The organism is Enterobacter cloacae complex sp. I2 (assembly GCF_014896205.1).
Lineage (GTDB): Bacteria > Pseudomonadota > Gammaproteobacteria > Enterobacterales > Enterobacteriaceae > Enterobacter > Enterobacter quasihormaechei.
In genome coordinates this window covers 1-15,180 of the sequence record NZ_JADBRA010000026.1, presented here as the reverse complement: position 1 = coordinate 15,180, position 15,180 = coordinate 1, and the positions used below count along the sequence as shown (strand labels likewise).

16 protein-coding genes are annotated in these 15,180 nt (G+C 51.6%); 8 read left to right on the top strand and 8 right to left on the bottom strand.

The window, feature by feature from the left end:
* The first annotated feature begins 2 nt into the window (after positions 1-2).
* Genes hisD through hisIE form a run of 7 tightly spaced genes read left to right on the top strand, consistent with a single transcriptional unit; the run spans position 3 to position 6,119 of the window.
* Complete coding sequence (hisD, locus tag IM300_RS19955) at positions 3-1,307, top strand: histidinol dehydrogenase (RefSeq protein ID WP_193038001.1); 1,305 nt, start codon at positions 3-5, stop codon at positions 1,305-1,307.
* Complete coding sequence (gene hisC, locus IM300_RS19950) at positions 1,304-2,365, top strand: histidinol-phosphate transaminase (protein WP_063868369.1); 1,062 nt, start codon at positions 1,304-1,306, stop codon at positions 2,363-2,365. Before hisD ends, hisC begins: the two co-directional genes overlap by 4 nt.
* Complete coding sequence (gene hisB / locus IM300_RS19945; RefSeq protein ID WP_193037999.1) at positions 2,362-3,429, top strand: bifunctional histidinol-phosphatase/imidazoleglycerol-phosphate dehydratase HisB; 1,068 nt, start codon at positions 2,362-2,364, stop codon at positions 3,427-3,429. The genes hisC and hisB overlap by 4 nt, the downstream gene beginning before the upstream one ends.
* A complete protein-coding gene (hisH, locus tag IM300_RS19940; protein WP_193037997.1) occupies positions 3,429-4,019 on the top strand; it encodes an imidazole glycerol phosphate synthase subunit HisH in 591 nt (196 codons plus the stop codon). The genes hisB and hisH overlap by 1 nt, the downstream gene beginning before the upstream one ends.
* On the top strand, positions 4,019-4,756 hold the full coding sequence (gene hisA, locus IM300_RS19935; RefSeq protein WP_193037995.1) for a 1-(5-phosphoribosyl)-5-[(5-phosphoribosylamino)methylideneamino]imidazole-4-carboxamide isomerase: 738 nt from the start codon (positions 4,019-4,021) through the stop codon (positions 4,754-4,756). Before hisH ends, hisA begins: the two co-directional genes overlap by 1 nt.
* Positions 4,738-5,514 (top strand): imidazole glycerol phosphate synthase subunit HisF, encoded by a 777-nt coding sequence (hisF, locus tag IM300_RS19930; protein WP_193037993.1) that lies wholly within the window; start codon positions 4,738-4,740, stop codon positions 5,512-5,514. Before hisA ends, hisF begins: the two co-directional genes overlap by 19 nt.
* The gene (gene hisIE / locus IM300_RS19925) at positions 5,508-6,119 is read left to right on the top strand and encodes a bifunctional phosphoribosyl-AMP cyclohydrolase/phosphoribosyl-ATP diphosphatase HisIE (protein WP_017693103.1); all 612 of its coding nucleotides are present in this window, start codon (positions 5,508-5,510) and stop codon (positions 6,117-6,119) included. Before hisF ends, hisIE begins: the two co-directional genes overlap by 7 nt.
* 38 nt (positions 6,120-6,157) lie before the next feature.
* Here hisIE and wzzB read toward each other — a convergent pair whose 3' ends face one another.
* Positions 6,158-7,138 carry an LPS O-antigen chain length determinant protein WzzB gene (wzzB, locus tag IM300_RS19920; RefSeq protein WP_131637796.1) on the bottom strand — a complete coding sequence of 327 codons (981 nt, stop codon included), beginning with the start codon at positions 7,136-7,138 and terminating at the stop codon, positions 6,158-6,160.
* Positions 7,139-7,330: 192 nt separating this feature from the next.
* On the opposite strand from wzzB, the gene IM300_RS19915 reads away from it, so the two are divergent.
* On the top strand, positions 7,331-8,335 hold the full coding sequence (locus tag IM300_RS19915) for an NAD-dependent epimerase (RefSeq protein WP_193037991.1): 1,005 nt from the start codon (positions 7,331-7,333) through the stop codon (positions 8,333-8,335).
* Positions 8,336-8,383: 48 nt separating this feature from the next.
* On the opposite strand, the gene ugd is transcribed toward IM300_RS19915, so the two are convergent.
* The 7 genes from ugd to IM300_RS19880 form a co-directional block, all read right to left on the bottom strand.
* A complete protein-coding gene (gene ugd / locus IM300_RS19910) occupies positions 8,384-9,550 on the bottom strand; it encodes a UDP-glucose 6-dehydrogenase (RefSeq protein WP_131637794.1) in 1,167 nt (388 codons plus the stop codon).
* Positions 9,551-9,789: 239 nt separating this feature from the next.
* Positions 9,790-10,671 (bottom strand): glucose-1-phosphate thymidylyltransferase RfbA, encoded by an 882-nt coding sequence (rfbA, locus tag IM300_RS19905; RefSeq protein WP_193037989.1) that lies wholly within the window; start codon positions 10,669-10,671, stop codon positions 9,790-9,792.
* Complete coding sequence (rfbB, locus tag IM300_RS19900; RefSeq protein WP_193037987.1) at positions 10,672-11,757, bottom strand: dTDP-glucose 4,6-dehydratase; 1,086 nt, start codon at positions 11,755-11,757, stop codon at positions 10,672-10,674.
* 88 nt (positions 11,758-11,845) lie between these two features.
* Positions 11,846-13,252 carry an NADP-dependent phosphogluconate dehydrogenase gene (gene gndA / locus IM300_RS19895; protein WP_126542807.1) on the bottom strand — a complete coding sequence of 469 codons (1,407 nt, stop codon included), beginning with the start codon at positions 13,250-13,252 and terminating at the stop codon, positions 11,846-11,848.
* 128 nt (positions 13,253-13,380) lie between these two features.
* Positions 13,381-13,839 carry a PssE/Cps14G family polysaccharide biosynthesis glycosyltransferase gene (gene pssE, locus IM300_RS19890; RefSeq protein WP_131637786.1) on the bottom strand — a complete coding sequence of 153 codons (459 nt, stop codon included), beginning with the start codon at positions 13,837-13,839 and terminating at the stop codon, positions 13,381-13,383.
* On the bottom strand, positions 13,836-14,330 hold the full coding sequence (pssD, locus tag IM300_RS19885) for a PssD/Cps14F family polysaccharide biosynthesis glycosyltransferase (protein ID WP_370552249.1): 495 nt from the start codon (positions 14,328-14,330) through the stop codon (positions 13,836-13,838). Before pssD ends, pssE begins: the two co-directional genes overlap by 4 nt.
* Positions 14,317-15,180, bottom strand: an 864-nt coding sequence (locus IM300_RS19880) for a glycosyltransferase family 4 protein (protein ID WP_193037985.1), incomplete at its 5' end; no start/stop codon positions are given. The genes IM300_RS19880 and pssD, both read right to left, overlap by 14 nt.

Here is a 15,180-nt window from a genome sequence, read left to right as displayed (position 1 = left end):
CCATGAGCTTTAACACAATCATCGACTGGAATACCTGTAGCGACGCGCAACGGCGCGAACTGCTGATGCGCCCGGCCATCTCCGCCTCGGAGAGCATCACCCGCACCGTGGCGGAGATCCTCGATAACGTCAAGGCCCGCGGGGACGAGGCGCTGCGTGAGTACAGCGCGAAGTTTGACAAGACGGAAGTCGGCGCTTTACAGGTTACCGAGCAGGAAATCATTGATGCCAGCAGTCGTCTGGGTGATGACATCAAGCAGGCGATGGCCGTCGCGGTGAAAAATATAGATACCTTCCACACCGCGCAGACATGGCAGACGGTGGATGTGGAAACCTTGCCCGGCGTGCGCTGCCAGCAGGTGACGCGCCCGGTGGCGTCCGTCGGCCTGTATATTCCCGGCGGCTCCGCCCCGCTGTTTTCGACCGTATTAATGCTGGCCACCCCGGCGCGCATTGCCGGCTGTCAGAACGTGGTGCTCTGCTCTCCGCCACCGATCGCCGATGAGATCCTCTACGCGGCAAAACTCTGCGGCGTGCAGGCGGTGTATAAAGTCGGCGGCGCGCAGGCGATTTCCGCCCTGGCGTTCGGGACCGAATCCATTCCCAAAGTCGACAAAATTTTTGGTCCGGGCAACGCGTATGTAACCGAAGCGAAGCGCCAGGTCAGCCAGCGTCTGGACGGCGCGGCCATTGATATGCCTGCCGGTCCGTCTGAGGTGCTGGTGATTGCAGACAGCGGCGCAACGCCGGATTTCGTCGCCTCTGACCTGCTCTCGCAGGCCGAGCACGGGCCGGACTCGCAGGTGATTTTACTGACGCCGGATGCCGACATGGCAAAACGCGTGGGCGAAGCCGTTGAGCGTCAGCTGGCCGATCTGCCGCGCGCGGAAACAGCACGTCAGGCGCTGTCTGCCAGCCGCCTGATCGTGGCCCGCGATCTCGACCAGTGCATCGCCATCTCTAACCTGTACGGCCCCGAGCACCTGATCATTCAGACCCGCAACGCGCGCGATCTGGTCGACAGCATCACCAGCGCAGGCTCGGTGTTCCTCGGCGACTGGTCGCCAGAATCCGCCGGGGATTACGCCTCTGGCACTAACCACGTGCTGCCGACGTATGGCTATACCTCAACCTGCTCCAGCCTGGGGCTGGCGGATTTCCAGAAGCGCATGACCGTGCAGGAACTCTCCCGCGAAGGGTTTGCCTCGCTGGCGTCGACCATTGAAACCCTGGCCGCCGCCGAGCGCCTGACTGCCCATAAAAATGCCGTGACGCTGCGCGTTGCCGCCCTGAAGGAGCAAGCATGAACATCGAAGAATTAGCCCGCGAAAATGTCCGCCGCCTGACGCCTTATCAGTCTGCGCGTCGTCTGGGCGGGAACGGCGACGTCTGGCTGAACGCTAACGAATATCCCACGGCAGTGGCCTTTGAGCTGTCGCAGCAGACGCTGAACCGCTACCCGGAGTGTCAGCCGAAAGCGGTGATCGAGAACTACGCACAGTACGCGGGCGTGAAGCCTGAGCAGGTGCTGGTCAGCCGCGGGGCGGATGAAGGGATCGAGCTGCTGATCCGCGCGTTCTGCGAGCCGGGAAAAGATGCGGTGATGTACTGCCAGCCGACCTACGGCATGTACAGCGTCAGCGCCGAAACCTTCGGCGTGGCCTGCCGCAACGTGCAGGCGCTCGACAACTGGCAGCTGGATTTGCAGGGCATCGCCGATAACCTCGACGGGGTGAAGGTGGTGTTTGTCTGTAGCCCGAACAACCCGACCGGGCAGATTATCAATCCGCAGGATATTCGTGCCCTGCTGGAAATGACGCGCGGCAAAGCGCTGGTCGTGGCCGACGAAGCCTATATTGAGTTTTGTCCGCAGGCCACGCTTGCTGGCTGGCTTGAAGAGTATCCGCATCTCGTCGTGCTGCGTACCCTGTCGAAAGCGTTCGCCCTCGCCGGCCTTCGCTGCGGATTTACGCTGGCAAATAAAGCGGTTATCGACCTGCTGCTGAAAGTGATCGCCCCGTATCCGCTCTCGACGCCGGTTGCCGATATTGCGGCACAGGCGCTGGCTCCGCAGGGCATCAGCGCGATGCGCGAGCGCGTGGCGCAAATCCTGGAAGAGCGTCAGTATCTTGTCGAGGCCCTGAAAGCAATTCCGTGCGTGGAGCAGGTGTTCGATTCGGAAACCAACTACATCCTGGTGCGCTTCACCGCCTCAAGCGCGATATTTAAATCGTTGTGGGATCAGGGCATTATCTTACGAGACCAGAATAAACAACCTACCCTGAGCGGCTGCCTGCGCATTACCGTCGGCACCCGCGCGGAGAGCCAGCGCGTGATTGACGCCCTGAAAGCGGAGAAAGTATGAGTCAGAAGTATCTCTTTATCGATCGTGACGGCACCCTCATATCGGAGCCACCCAGCGATTTTCAGGTCGATCGTTTCGACAAGCTGGCGTTTGAACCCGACGTGATCCCGGTGCTGCTGAAGCTTCAGCAAGCGGGATATAAGCTGGTGATGATCACCAACCAGGATGGTCTGGGCACCGACAGCTTTCCGCAGGCAGACTTTGACGGCCCGCACAACCTGATGATGCAGGTGCTGACCTCTCAGGGCATCGTCTTCGACGAGGTGCTGATCTGCCCGCACATGCCCGCCGACGAATGCGACTGCCGCAAGCCAAAAGTGAAGCTTGTTGAACGCTATCTGGCGGAAGAGGCGCTGGATAAAGCCAACAGCTATGTGATTGGCGATCGCGTCACGGACATCACGCTGGCGGAAAACATGGGCATTGCGGGCCTCCGCTACAGCCGGGACGCGCTTAACTGGGCGATGATTGGCGAGCAGCTGACCAAACGCGACCGCTATTCGCACGTGGAACGCAACACGAAAGAGACGCAGATCGACGTGAAGGTCTGGCTCGATCGCGAAGGCGGCAGCAAGATCCACACCGGCGTCGGTTTCTTCGACCACATGCTGGATCAAATCGCCACCCACGGCGGTTTCCGCATGGAGATCACCGTTAAGGGCGACCTGTATATCGACGATCACCACACCGTAGAAGATACCGGCCTGGCGCTGGGCGAAGCTCTGAAGCTGGCGCTCGGCGACAAGCGCGGCATCAACCGTTTTGGATTTGTCCTGCCGATGGACGAGTGCCTGGCGCGCTGCGCGATGGATATCTCCGGGCGTCCGCACCTGGAATATAAAGCCGACTTTACCTACCAGCGCGTGGGCGATCTCAGCACCGAAATGGTGGAGCACTTCTTCCGCTCGCTTTCTTACACCATGGGCCTGACGCTACACCTGAAAACCAAAGGCAAAAACGATCACCACCGCGTCGAGAGCCTGTTCAAAGCCTTTGGCCGTACCCTGCGCCAGGCGATCCGCGTTGAAGGTGATGCCCTTCCCTCGTCGAAAGGAGTGCTGTAATGAACGTGGTGATTCTGGATACCGGATGCGCCAACCTGAACTCCGTACGGTCGGCGATTATGCGCCACGGCTACGAGCCGGTAGTGAGCCGCGACCCGGACGTGGTGCTGCGCGCAGATAAACTTTTTCTGCCGGGCGTGGGCACCGCTCAGGCGGCAATGGATCAGATCCATGAGCGCGAGCTGGTGGATCTCATCAAAGCCTGTACTCAACCGGTGCTGGGCATTTGCCTCGGCATGCAGCTGCTTGGCCGCCGCAGCGAAGAGAGCAACGGCGTCGATCTGCTGGGCATTATCGAAGAAGACGTGCCGAAAATGAGCGACCACGGCCTACCGCTGCCGCACATGGGCTGGAACCGCGTTTATCCGAAGGCCGGAAACAGGCTGTTCCAGGGTATCGAAGACGGTGCGTACTTCTACTTCGTCCACAGCTACGCCATGCCCGTGAATACCTACACCATCGCCCAGTGCAACTACGGCGAGGCGTTCACCGCCGCGGTGCAAAAAGATAACTTTTACGGCGTGCAGTTTCACCCGGAACGCTCTGGTGCTGCCGGCGCGCAGCTGCTGAAAAATTTCCTGGAGATGTGATGATAATTCCCGCTTTAGATTTAATTGACGGCACGGTTGTTCGTCTCCATCAGGGCGATTACGGGCAGCAGCGCGACTACGGCAACGACCCGCTGCCGCGCTTACAGGCTTACGCCGCCGAGGGCGCTGAGGTGCTGCACCTGGTCGATCTCACCGGCGCGAAAGATCCGGCGAAGCGCCAGATCCCACTGCTCAAAAAGCTGGTGGCTGGCGTGGACGTCCCGGTGCAGGTGGGCGGCGGCGTACGTACGGAAGCCGATGTTGCAGCCTTACTGGACGCGGGCGTGGCGCGCGTGGTGGTCGGCTCGACTGCCGTAAAAGATCCTGAGATGGTCAAGGGCTGGTTCCGCCGCTTCGGCGCGGATGCGCTGGTGCTGGCGCTGGATGTGCGCATCGACGAGCAGGGTAACAAGCAGGTCGCGGTCAGCGGCTGGCAGGAAAACTCCGGCGTCACGCTGGAAGAGCTGGTCGGGGTTTATCTCCCCGTGGGGCTGAAGCACGTGCTGTGCACGGATATTTCGCGCGATGGCACGCTCGCAGGCTCTAACGTCTCGCTGTATGACGAGGTTTGCGCGCGTTATCCGCAGGTGGCGTTTCAGTCCTCTGGCGGTATCGGCGACCTGGCGGATATCGCCGCTCTGCGCGGAACAGGCGTGCGCGGCGTGATCGTAGGTCGTGCGCTGCTGGAAGACAAATTTACGGTGAAGGAGGCGATTCAATGCTGGCAAAACGGATAATTCCCTGCCTGGACGTGCGCGACGGTCAGGTTGTGAAAGGCGTGCAGTTCCGCAACCATGAGATCATTGGCGACATTGTTCCGCTGGCTAAACGCTATGCCGATGAAGGCGCAGACGAGCTGGTATTTTACGATATCACCGCCTCCAGCGATGGCCGCGTGGTGGACAAAAGCTGGGTGGCGCGCGTGGCTGAGGTGATTGATATTCCCTTCTGCGTGGCGGGCGGGATTAAATCTGCTGACGATGCGGCGAAAATTCTCTCTTTCGGTGCAGACAAAATTTCCATTAACTCCCCTGCCCTGGCCGACCCGGAGCTGATTACGCGTCTGGCGGATCGCTTTGGCGTGCAGTGCATCGTCGTCGGGATCGACACCTGGTTTGATGCCGCGACGGGCAAATATCACGTCAACCAGTACACCGGCGACGAAAGCCGCACGCGCGTAACCCAGTGGGAGACGCTGGACTGGGTGCAGGAAGTGCAAAAACGCGGCGCGGGTGAGATTGTGCTGAACATGATGAACCAGGACGGCGTACGTAGCGGTTACGACCTGGAACAGCTGAAAAAAGTGCGCACGGTGTGCCAGGTGCCGCTGATTGCCTCCGGCGGCGCAGGCACCATGGAACACTTCCTGGAAGCCTTCCGCGATGCGAACGTCGACGGCGCGCTGGCGGCCTCCGTGTTCCACAAACAGATTATCAATATTGGTGAGTTAAAAACGTACCTGGCCGACCAGGGCGTGGAGATCAGGGTATGTTAACAGAGCAACAACAGGCGCAACTGGACTGGGAAAAAACTGACGGATTACTGCCGGTGGTTGTACAGCATGCCGTTTCAGGCGAAGTGCTGATGCTGGGATACATGAACCAGGAGGCGCTGGCGAAAACCATCGACAGCGGCAAGGTGACATTTTTCTCGCGCACCAAACAGCGCCTGTGGACGAAAGGGGAAACCTCGGGTCACTTCCTGAACGTGGTCAGCATTACGCCAGACTGCGACAACGACACCCTACTGGTGCTGGTCAACCCGATTGGGCCAACCTGCCATAAAGGCACCAGCAGCTGCTTCGGCGAGGCGAGCCACCAGTGGCTGTTCCTCTATCAGCTGGAACAATTGCTGGCAGAGCGTAAATCAGCGGATCCTGAGAGCTCGTACACGGCGAAGCTGTACGCCAGCGGCACCAAACGGATTGCGCAGAAAGTGGGTGAGGAAGGCGTTGAAACGGCGCTGGCGGCCACCGTACATGACCGGGAGGAGCTGACGAACGAAGCGTCGGATCTGATGTATCACCTGCTGGTGCTGCTTCAGGACCAGGAGCTGGATTTAACGACGGTGATTGAGAATTTGCGGAAACGGCATAAATAAAAAAGACCGGGGAAACCCGGTCTTTTTTTATCTGTAAATCAGGATCTTGGCTTGTAGTTTCTCAGCGCGTTACGGCCGAGGACGACACCAGAACCGATAATCCCACCGAGGAGAACGGCAAGGATGAGGGTAATAGCAATTTTCGGGCTGTCGCGTCGGATAGGCAGATTTGGCTTCATAACGTAACGATAGACGTGAATAGTCTCTGGGTTAACGTTGAGGTTCTGAATATCCAGCAAATTCTGTTTCGTTTGGTAGTAAGCGCCTGAGAACACCAGAGGGCGAGACGCTTCGTTATCAACCATTGATTTCAGCGCTACGGTACCCAACAGGAACATGGTTTCCTGAGTAACATCCTGAGTCTGCTGAAGCTGCGGAGTGCTGATCTTCGCAGCTTCTGCATTCTTCAGCGCCTCGGTAATCTGCTTGATACGCAGGTCTTTTTGCTCCTGTGCGACCTTCTCCTGGTTCTGGAGGGAGTCGTTCAGGGTGGTAATCTGCTGCTTGAGGTTATCTCTGAGGTCAAGCGTCAATTCTTTTGCCGTCTGCTCGTCAACCTGCTGTATGTACTGAGCCAACTGCTTTTGAGCGGCTTCAGCGGATTCCCCCTGATAGCTTACGGTTAAAGGCAAACTTTGTCCCTTAACGGTAGGCTCAATAGTCAGTTTTTCCGGATCTTCCTGATTCTCCAGCGCCTGAGCTAATGCCGAGAAAGAGGAATTGAAACGTCCAATAGCACGATTCTGAATGTCCAACATGGAAGGAGCTGCCCCGCCATAGAGGATATTCAATGCATTGGAATAGGTGGCAATTTGAGCCGCATCAGGCTGGGCTATGATGGCAGATGACGTCCATTTCTCTTTGGCTACAGTGATGTAAACGCCAGCAAGAACGATAAAAGCAGCAATAAAAGCCCCTATCACCCACTTACCACGCCACAGCTGTAACATTACATCAAGTAAATCAATTTGCTCCGGGTCATTGTTACGTGCGACCAGGTTATTGTTGTTTTGCGTCATACAATCCCTAACAGATGAAAAAGGGCAAACATAATCTTGTTTACCTAGTGTATCCGTTGCTGCGGAATTTTCTATAAGAATCCGATGAGTTATATCGGAAAGATGGGTTATGTAAGTTCAAGGCGACGCGCTATCATAGTCGCATTCTGATGCTCTGGAGCATCAACAAGAACACTGTGAATGAGGGAAGCTATGAAATTTCTGGTAACTGGCGCGGCGGGCTTTATCGGTTCTCATGTCAGCAAGCGCCTGCTTGATGCAGGTCATAAGGTTGTTGGGATTGATAACCTGAATGATTACTATGATCCGAACCTCAAGCTCGCTCGCCTCGAACTGCTCAAATCCGTGAATTTCACCTTCCATAAGCTGGACTTAGCGGACCGCGAGGGCATGGCAAACCTCTTCGCTGATGAGAAGTTTGACCGCGTGATCCATCTTGCTGCACAGGCGGGTGTGCGTTACTCGCTGGAAAACCCGCATGCCTACGCGGATGCGAACCTGGTCGGTCACCTGAACGTGCTGGAAGGCTGTCGCCACAACAAGGTTCAGCATCTTCTGTATGCTTCATCCAGCTCTGTATACGGGCTCAACCGTAAGATGCCGTTTTCTACTGACGACTCCGTGGACCACCCGGTATCCCTGTATGCGGCAACCAAAAAAGCCAATGAGCTGATGTCGCATACCTATTCGCATCTGTACAACCTGCCGACCACTGGCCTGCGCTTCTTTACCGTATATGGCCCGTGGGGACGCCCGGATATGGCGCTGTTCAAATTCACCAAAGCTATGATTGAAGGCAACAGCATCGACGTATACAACTACGGTAAGATGAAACGTGACTTCACCTATATCGATGATATTGCAGAGGCAATTATTCGCTTGCAGGACGTCATTCCTCAGGCCGATGCCGACTGGACAGTCGAAACCGGTTCGCCGGCAACCAGCTCTGCCCCGTATCGCGTGTATAACATTGGTAACAGTTCACCTGTCGAACTGATGGATTACATCACCGCGCTCGAAGAGGCGCTGGGCAAAGAAGCCGTGAAAAATATGATGCCGATCCAGCCGGGTGACGTACTGGAGACCAGTGCAGATACCAAAGCGCTCTACGACGTCATTGGGTTTAAACCACAGACCTCCGTAAAAGAGGGCGTGAAAAACTTTGTCGACTGGTACCGCAACTTCTATAACGTTTAAAACAAAAAACCCGGCTGATTGCCGGGTTTTTTTATATCACAGTTTAAATCAGTCACTGCCGAACAAATCGCGGGTATAGACTTTATCCTTCACGTCCGCGAGCTCTTCCGCCATGCGGTTGGAGATAATGACGTCCGCTTCTTTCTTGAACGCATCCAAATCGCGAATGACGCGAGAGTGGAAGAACTCGTCTTCCTGCATCGCCGGTTCATAAATAATGACCTGCACGCCCTTCGCCTTAATACGCTTCATGATGCCCTGAATGGAAGAGGCACGGAAGTTATCGGAACCGCTCTTCATGATCAGGCGATACACGCCAACCACTTTCGGCTGACGCGCGAGAATGGAATCCGAGATGAAATCTTTACGCGTGCGGTTGGCGTCCACAATGGCAGAAATCAGGTTGTTCGGGACCGCCTGATAGTTTGCCAGCAGCTGCTTGGTATCTTTTGGCAGGCAGTAACCGCCGTAGCCAAATGACGGGTTGTTGTAATGGTTACCGATACGCGGGTCAAGACACACGCCTTCGATGATCTGACGGGTGTTCAGCCCTAAGCTCTCAGCATAGCTGTCCAGCTCGTTGAAGTAGGCCACGCGCATAGCCAGATAGGTGTTAGCGAAAAGTTTAATCGCCTCAGCCTCGGTGGAATCGGTGAACAGCACCGGAATATCTTTTTTGATTGCGCCTTCCTGAAGCAATGCAGCAAAACGCTCCGCACGCTCGGAACGCTCGCCAATCACAATACGGGAGGGGTGCAGGTTATCGTATAACGCCCTGCCCTCGCGGAGAAACTCCGGCGAGAAGAAGACATTATCAATACCCAACTCTTCTTTAATAGATTTGGTGAAGCCCACTGGAATCGTCGACTTGATGATCATCACTGCGTTAGGGTTGATTGCCGTAACGTCTTTAATCACCGCTTCAACGGTAGAGGTGTTGAAGTAGTTGGTTTTAGGGTCGTAGTCGGTTGGCGTGGCGATGATGACGTAATCCGCATCGCGGTATGCATCTTCTTTATCCGTGGTAGCGCGGAAGTTCAGCGGTTTGGTCGCCAGGTATTCTTCAATCTCTTTATCGACGATTGGGGACTTCTTCTGGTTAAGCATGTCCACTTTTGCCTGCACGATATCCAGCGCAACCACTTCATGGTTTTGTGCAATCAGGATACCGTTTGAGAGACCAACATAGCCTGTTCCGGAGATAGTTATTTTCATTTGTTTGACTTCTACACGTTTGAGTTTTTGATAGCCATATAACGGCCACCACAATGATTAACTAGGAGTTTTTTAGCGCTAATACTCATTCACTGTCAAGGTTTCAGGATTTTTGAAAAATGTTTTTGCTCACCAATACGGCTTATCACTACACCAAGCAAAGCACCTGTTTTTCAGCGACAATAAGACCTTAAAGGGCACTCGGCAGTCCGTAGATGAATAGTGCTTACTGCGTCAAATCAGACTAATCCCTTGGTCAGATTCAACAGATATTGGCCATATCCGGTCTTCTTCAGTGGCTCAGCAAGCACACGAAGTTGTTCAGCATCGATAAAGTCTCGACGAAATGCGATCTCTTCAGGGCAAGAAACCTTAAGACCCTGTCGCTCTTCGATAGTGGCAATAAAATTGCTCGCCTCGATCATACTTTGATGCGTTCCGGTATCCAGCCAGGCGTAACCGCGTCTCATCATCGCGACGGACAATCGTCCCTGCTGCATATAGATGCGATTGATGTCGGTAATTTCCAGTTCACCACGATCGGACGGGCTTAAACTTTTGGCCATCTCAATAACATCGTTGTCGTAAAAATAGAGACCGGTTATTGCGTAATTACTCTTGGGCTGTTGAGGTTTCTCCTCGAGCCCAATCGCAATGCCGTCTTTATCAAACTCAACGACGCCATAGCGTTCCGGGTCGCTGACGTGATAGGCGAAGACGGTCGCCCCCTCTTGCTGGCTTGCAGCGCCTTCAAGCAGGCGAGGAAGATCGTGTCCGTAGAAAATGTTATCGCCTAATACCAACGCACAATTATCCTCACCGATGAACTCTTCACCCAGAATAAACGCCTGAGCAAGGCCATCCGGGCTCGGCTGCACTTTGTACTGGATATGCAATCCCCACTGGCTACCGTTTCCGAGCAGTTGCTCAAAACGGGGAGTGTCCTGAGGCGTGCTGATAATCAGAATATCCCGTATACCTGCCAGCATGAGCGTAGAGAGTGGATAATAGATCATTGGTTTATCGTAAATTGGCAACAATTGCTTACTTACGGCCATTGTGACGGGATAAAGACGTGTACCCGATCCGCCAGCTAATATAATACCTTTACGTTTCGTCATTCAGTTCCGCTCCCCATAATTTTGCTCAATCCAGCTCTTATAGGCGCCGCTTTTCACGTTCGAAACCCACTCCTGGTTATTCAAATACCACTCAACCGTTTTACGAATGCCGCTGTCAAAGGTTTCCACAGGAGTCCATCCGAGCTCGTCGCTAATTTTATGGGCATCAATTGCATAACGCCTGTCGTGTCCAGGACGGTCTGCCACATAGGTAATTTGCGCGCGGTAAGATGTTTCTTTTGGTACCATTTCGTCTAACAGATCGCAAATGGTCTGGACGACCTCGCTATTTTTCTTCTCGTTATGGCCGCCGATATTATACGTTTCTCCCGGTTTACCCTTGGTGAGAACCGTATACAACGCACGAGCATGATCCTCAACGTATAACCAGTCACGGATTTGATCGCCCTTACCGTAAATCGGCAATGATTTATTATCCAGCGCATTCAAAATGACGAGAGGAATCAGCTTTTCAGGAAAGTGGTAGGGCCCGTAGTTATTTGAACAATTCGTCACAATCCCCGGTAAACCATAGGTGCGTATCCAGGCACGAACTAAATGATCGCTGGACGCTTTTGACGCTGAATAAGGGCTACTTGGCTGGTATGCAGTTTTTTCGGTAAACAGCGGTAAAGGGGAAGAATCATGACATTCATCGGGATGAGGCAGATCGCCGTAAACTTCATCAGTTGAAATGTGATGGAAACGGAAGGTAGATTTTGCTGCCTCGTCCAGTGAAGACCAGTAAGCACGGCTTGTTTCTAACAGGATATACGTGCCAACGATATTGGTTTCAATAAACGCAGCGGGCCCGGTAATAGAACGATCGACATGGCTCTCGGCAGCCAGGTGCATTACCGCATCAGGCTGATGGGTAGCAAAAATACGCGCCATTGCCTCTTTATCACATATATCTGCATGCTCAAAAACGTAGCGCTCGCTATCACTCACTTCACGCAAGGATTCCAGATTACCGGCATAGGTCAATTTATCAACGTTAACAACGCTATCCCGAGTATTGCTAATAATATGTCGGATAACCGCGGAACCGATAAAACCGGCGCCGCCAGTAACGAGAATTTTCACGCAATCTATTCCATTAAACAGTAGGTGGACGGGCAAGATAAAAAAGCCCGGTATCGCTACCGGGCTTGATGGCATGGTTAACCGTATATTAATCCAGCCATTCGGTGTGGAACACACCTTCTTTATCGGTACGCTTATAGGTATGCGCACCAAAGTAGTCACGCTGTGCCTGAATCAGGTTTGCTGGCAGTACGGCAGCACGATAGCTGTCGTAGTACGCCACCGCAGCGGAGAAAGTCGGAACCGGGATACCGTTCTGCACGGCGTACGCAACGACATCACGCAGCGCCTGCTGATAGTCGTCTGCAATCTGCTTGAAGTAAGGCGCCAGCAGAAGGTTGGCGATACCCGCATTTTCAGCATAGGCATCGGTGATTTTTTGCAGGAACTGAGCGCGAATGATGCAGCCGGCACGGAAGATCTTCGCAATCTCGCCATAGTTCAGATCCCAGTTGTTCTCGTCTGAAGCCGCACGCAGCTGAGAGAAGCCCTGCGCGTAAGAGACGATTTTACCCAGGTACAGTGCACGACGGACTTTTTCAACGAATTCAGCTTTGTCGCCGGCTGGTTTAGCCTGCGGGCCGGACAGCACTTTGGATGCCGCAACGCGCTGCTCTTTCAGAGAAGAGATATAACGCGCGAAAACGGATTCAGTGATCAGGGACAGCGGCTCGCCGAGATCCAGAGAGCTCTGGCTAGTCCATTTACCGGTGCCTTTGTTCGCCGCTTCATCCAGAATTACATCAACCAGGTATTTACCCTCTTCATCTTTCTTAGTGAAGATATCTTTGGTGATGTCGATCAGGTAGCTGTTCAGCTCGCCTTTGTTCCACTCGGTGAAGGTTTCTGCGAGTTCCTCGTTGGAGAGGTTCAGGCCGCCTTTCAACAGCGAGTATGCCTCAGCAATCAGCTGCATATCGCCGTATTCGATGCCGTTGTGAACCATCTTCACATAGTGGCCAGCACCGTCAGGCCCGATATAGGTCACGCACGGCTCGCCATCTTCAGCAACGGCTGCGATTTTGGTCAGGATTGGCGCGACCAGTTCATATGCTTCTTTCTGTCCACCAGGCATAATGGATGGACCTTTCAGGGCGCCCTCTTCACCGCCGGATACACCGGTGCCAATGAAATTGAAGCCTTCAGCAGACAGCTCACGGTTACGACGGATGGTGTCGTGGAAGAAGGTGTTACCGCCATCAATAATGATGTCGCCTTTATCCAGATACGGTTTCAGGGAGTCGATGGCTGCATCGGTACCTGCGCCCGCTTTCACCATTAACAGGATACGACGAGGTGTTTCCAGAGACTCAACGAACTCTTTAACCGAATAGAATGGAACCAGTTTCTTGCCTGGATTCTCAGCGATGACTTCTTCGGTCTTATCACGGGAGCGGTTGAAAACGGAGACGGTATAACCACGGCTTTCGATGTTGAGCGCCAGGTTGCGCCCCATCACTGCCATACCGACAACGCCGATCTGTTGCTTGGACATTACATACTCCTGTCAGGTGTGGTCGCCGCGACTGTGCGCGGCTTGAAAGTATAAATATCTTAACTTAGGTTTTATTATGAGTATATACAAATTTTGATGTACCACAAAGACTATGATAATCAATATAGTTAAGGCAACGAGTTAATATAATCCGCTATTGCGTCATACTTATTGAAAGGGATCTTTTGATATTCGTTAGGTACAAAAGTTTCGATCCTTTTCATTAAATCTTCAAAGTTGATATAATCCCACCATACTAAGAGATAACCGAATTTCTCCATATAACATGCTAAGTCACTCTGATGCTTGTCTATCCTTTCTAAATTTGGAACAGCTATAATTTTCTTTCGTTGTTCAACCAAAGAATAAATAGTACCAGCTCCGGAGTGGGTAATTATTAAATCAGAATTGATATAGTAACTTTGGATATCATCAGTAAAACCAAAGTACTCACCGCTACGAGGCATATATTTTCCATCAGCCATCTGGAACGTTACCTCATAGTCTTTTCGTCCAAAAAAGTACTCATCAATTCTTTTAATCATTGAATCAAAAGAAGTTGTACCTACTGTGACAAAAACCTTCATAATCTTCCTGAAAAAATTGCTTTAGGATATAATTGCAATAAAGACTCATTTTGAACATAAAATTTTGAAGCCAAATGATACATAATTCGTCCTGAAAATGAGCGTGTTGTAAAGCGTGACCATGTTTCAATATGAATGATTTTAACATTTAGTAGTTTCGCTGCAATTGCAGCAGAAATCGCAATGCCGGGTCCTGTAGTAACAATTGCACGACAGTTAGTCCGACGTATAATTAAGAAAGTCTTTAAAAAAATGTTCAACGGCCCTAAATTTTTCAGGACATTTACCCAAGCATATTTATTTCTGAATTCTTGAGTAACAAAATGCTCATCTGCCCATAATGGCTTTTTCTTAGAATCAGATAATGATATAGCATAGTAATTATCAAGTTTATTTAAAAGGTTCGGCGCAAATCTATTCATTTGAGCTTCATGCCCACCTTCGCCATACACAAACATCAACACTTGCTTAGTTTTTTTATTGAAAAACACCTTTTAGCACCTCTTTAACATTATCCGCTCCATATTTTTGAATAACGATTTCACTATTGCATTTGTTTATATTATTTAATTCATCGTCCCCAAACTGGGAAAATTTCACAATAGCGTCTCGAATCGCGTCTGATTCAAAATTATCAATTTGTAAGAAATTCAATCCCTGGCTTTTGAATTCATTAAAAGCAGGTATTTTTGTTAAAACACAATATACTCCACAAGCCATAGCCTCCAAAGGAACTAATCCAAGGCTTTCACTTTCAGAAGGATAAATTAGCAGGTCGATTTTTTTAAACCAAGAAGCAAGTTCGGTATGAGGTAATGGTTTGATGAATTCTACATTTGCATCTTTGCTGATCGCCATCAACTCATTTTTCTGCTCACCGTCTCCTACAATTGATAACTTTAATTTTTCAGTTCCTTTGATTGCCTTGATTATCAGATCAACATTTTTTGATTGAACCAACCTTCCAGCATATCCAATCACTATTTCATCTTTGGATTTTAGAACTGCTCCCTTATAATTAAAGCACCTATCCACGCCTCCAGAAGGATATACGACAATATTTTTATCGTTTGCTTTAAAATTTGCGAGCAAGAATTCTGAATAACTGGGTGAAGGGCATATTATTGTGGAGCTTTTTTTAAATATTGATGTAGTAAGTTGATTTTTCAATCGATGGAATAATTTACTTCTTCCTTTCAGGAGTTTAATATCACCGCCATGTACATGGCTTACAATATTCATTTTTTTACCGAAAGATGAAGCAATTAAAATTGGCAATGCTGTATGAGATACATAATGGCAATAAATGAAGTCGTATTTATTAAACAATAATTTATAGAT

What these genes read in the sequence shown, in the direction of transcription:
- hisD (WP_193038001.1), top strand. Translation starts at nt 3, where the DNA reads ATGAGCTTTAACACAATCATCGACTGGAATACCTGTAGCGACGCGCAA.
- hisC (WP_063868369.1), top strand. Translation starts at nt 1,304, where the DNA reads ATGAACATCGAAGAATTAGCCCGCGAAAATGTCCGCCGCCTGACGCCT.
- hisB (WP_193037999.1), top strand. Translation starts at nt 2,362, where the DNA reads ATGAGTCAGAAGTATCTCTTTATCGATCGTGACGGCACCCTCATATCG.
- hisH (WP_193037997.1), top strand. Translation starts at nt 3,429, where the DNA reads ATGAACGTGGTGATTCTGGATACCGGATGCGCCAACCTGAACTCCGTA.
- hisA (WP_193037995.1), top strand. Translation starts at nt 4,019, where the DNA reads ATGATAATTCCCGCTTTAGATTTAATTGACGGCACGGTTGTTCGTCTC.
- hisF (WP_193037993.1), top strand. Translation starts at nt 4,738, where the DNA reads ATGCTGGCAAAACGGATAATTCCCTGCCTGGACGTGCGCGACGGTCAG.
- hisIE (WP_017693103.1), top strand. Translation starts at nt 5,508, where the DNA reads ATGTTAACAGAGCAACAACAGGCGCAACTGGACTGGGAAAAAACTGAC.
- wzzB (WP_131637796.1), bottom strand. Translation starts at nt 7,138, where the DNA reads ATGACGCAAAACAACAATAACCTGGTCGCACGTAACAATGACCCGGAG.
- IM300_RS19915 (WP_193037991.1), top strand. Translation starts at nt 7,331, where the DNA reads ATGAAATTTCTGGTAACTGGCGCGGCGGGCTTTATCGGTTCTCATGTC.
- ugd (WP_131637794.1), bottom strand. Translation starts at nt 9,550, where the DNA reads ATGAAAATAACTATCTCCGGAACAGGCTATGTTGGTCTCTCAAACGGT.
- rfbA (WP_193037989.1), bottom strand. Translation starts at nt 10,671, where the DNA reads ATGACGAAACGTAAAGGTATTATATTAGCTGGCGGATCGGGTACACGT.
- gndA (WP_126542807.1), bottom strand. Translation starts at nt 13,252, where the DNA reads ATGTCCAAGCAACAGATCGGCGTTGTCGGTATGGCAGTGATGGGGCGC.
- pssE (WP_131637786.1), bottom strand. Translation starts at nt 13,839, where the DNA reads ATGAAGGTTTTTGTCACAGTAGGTACAACTTCTTTTGATTCAATGATT.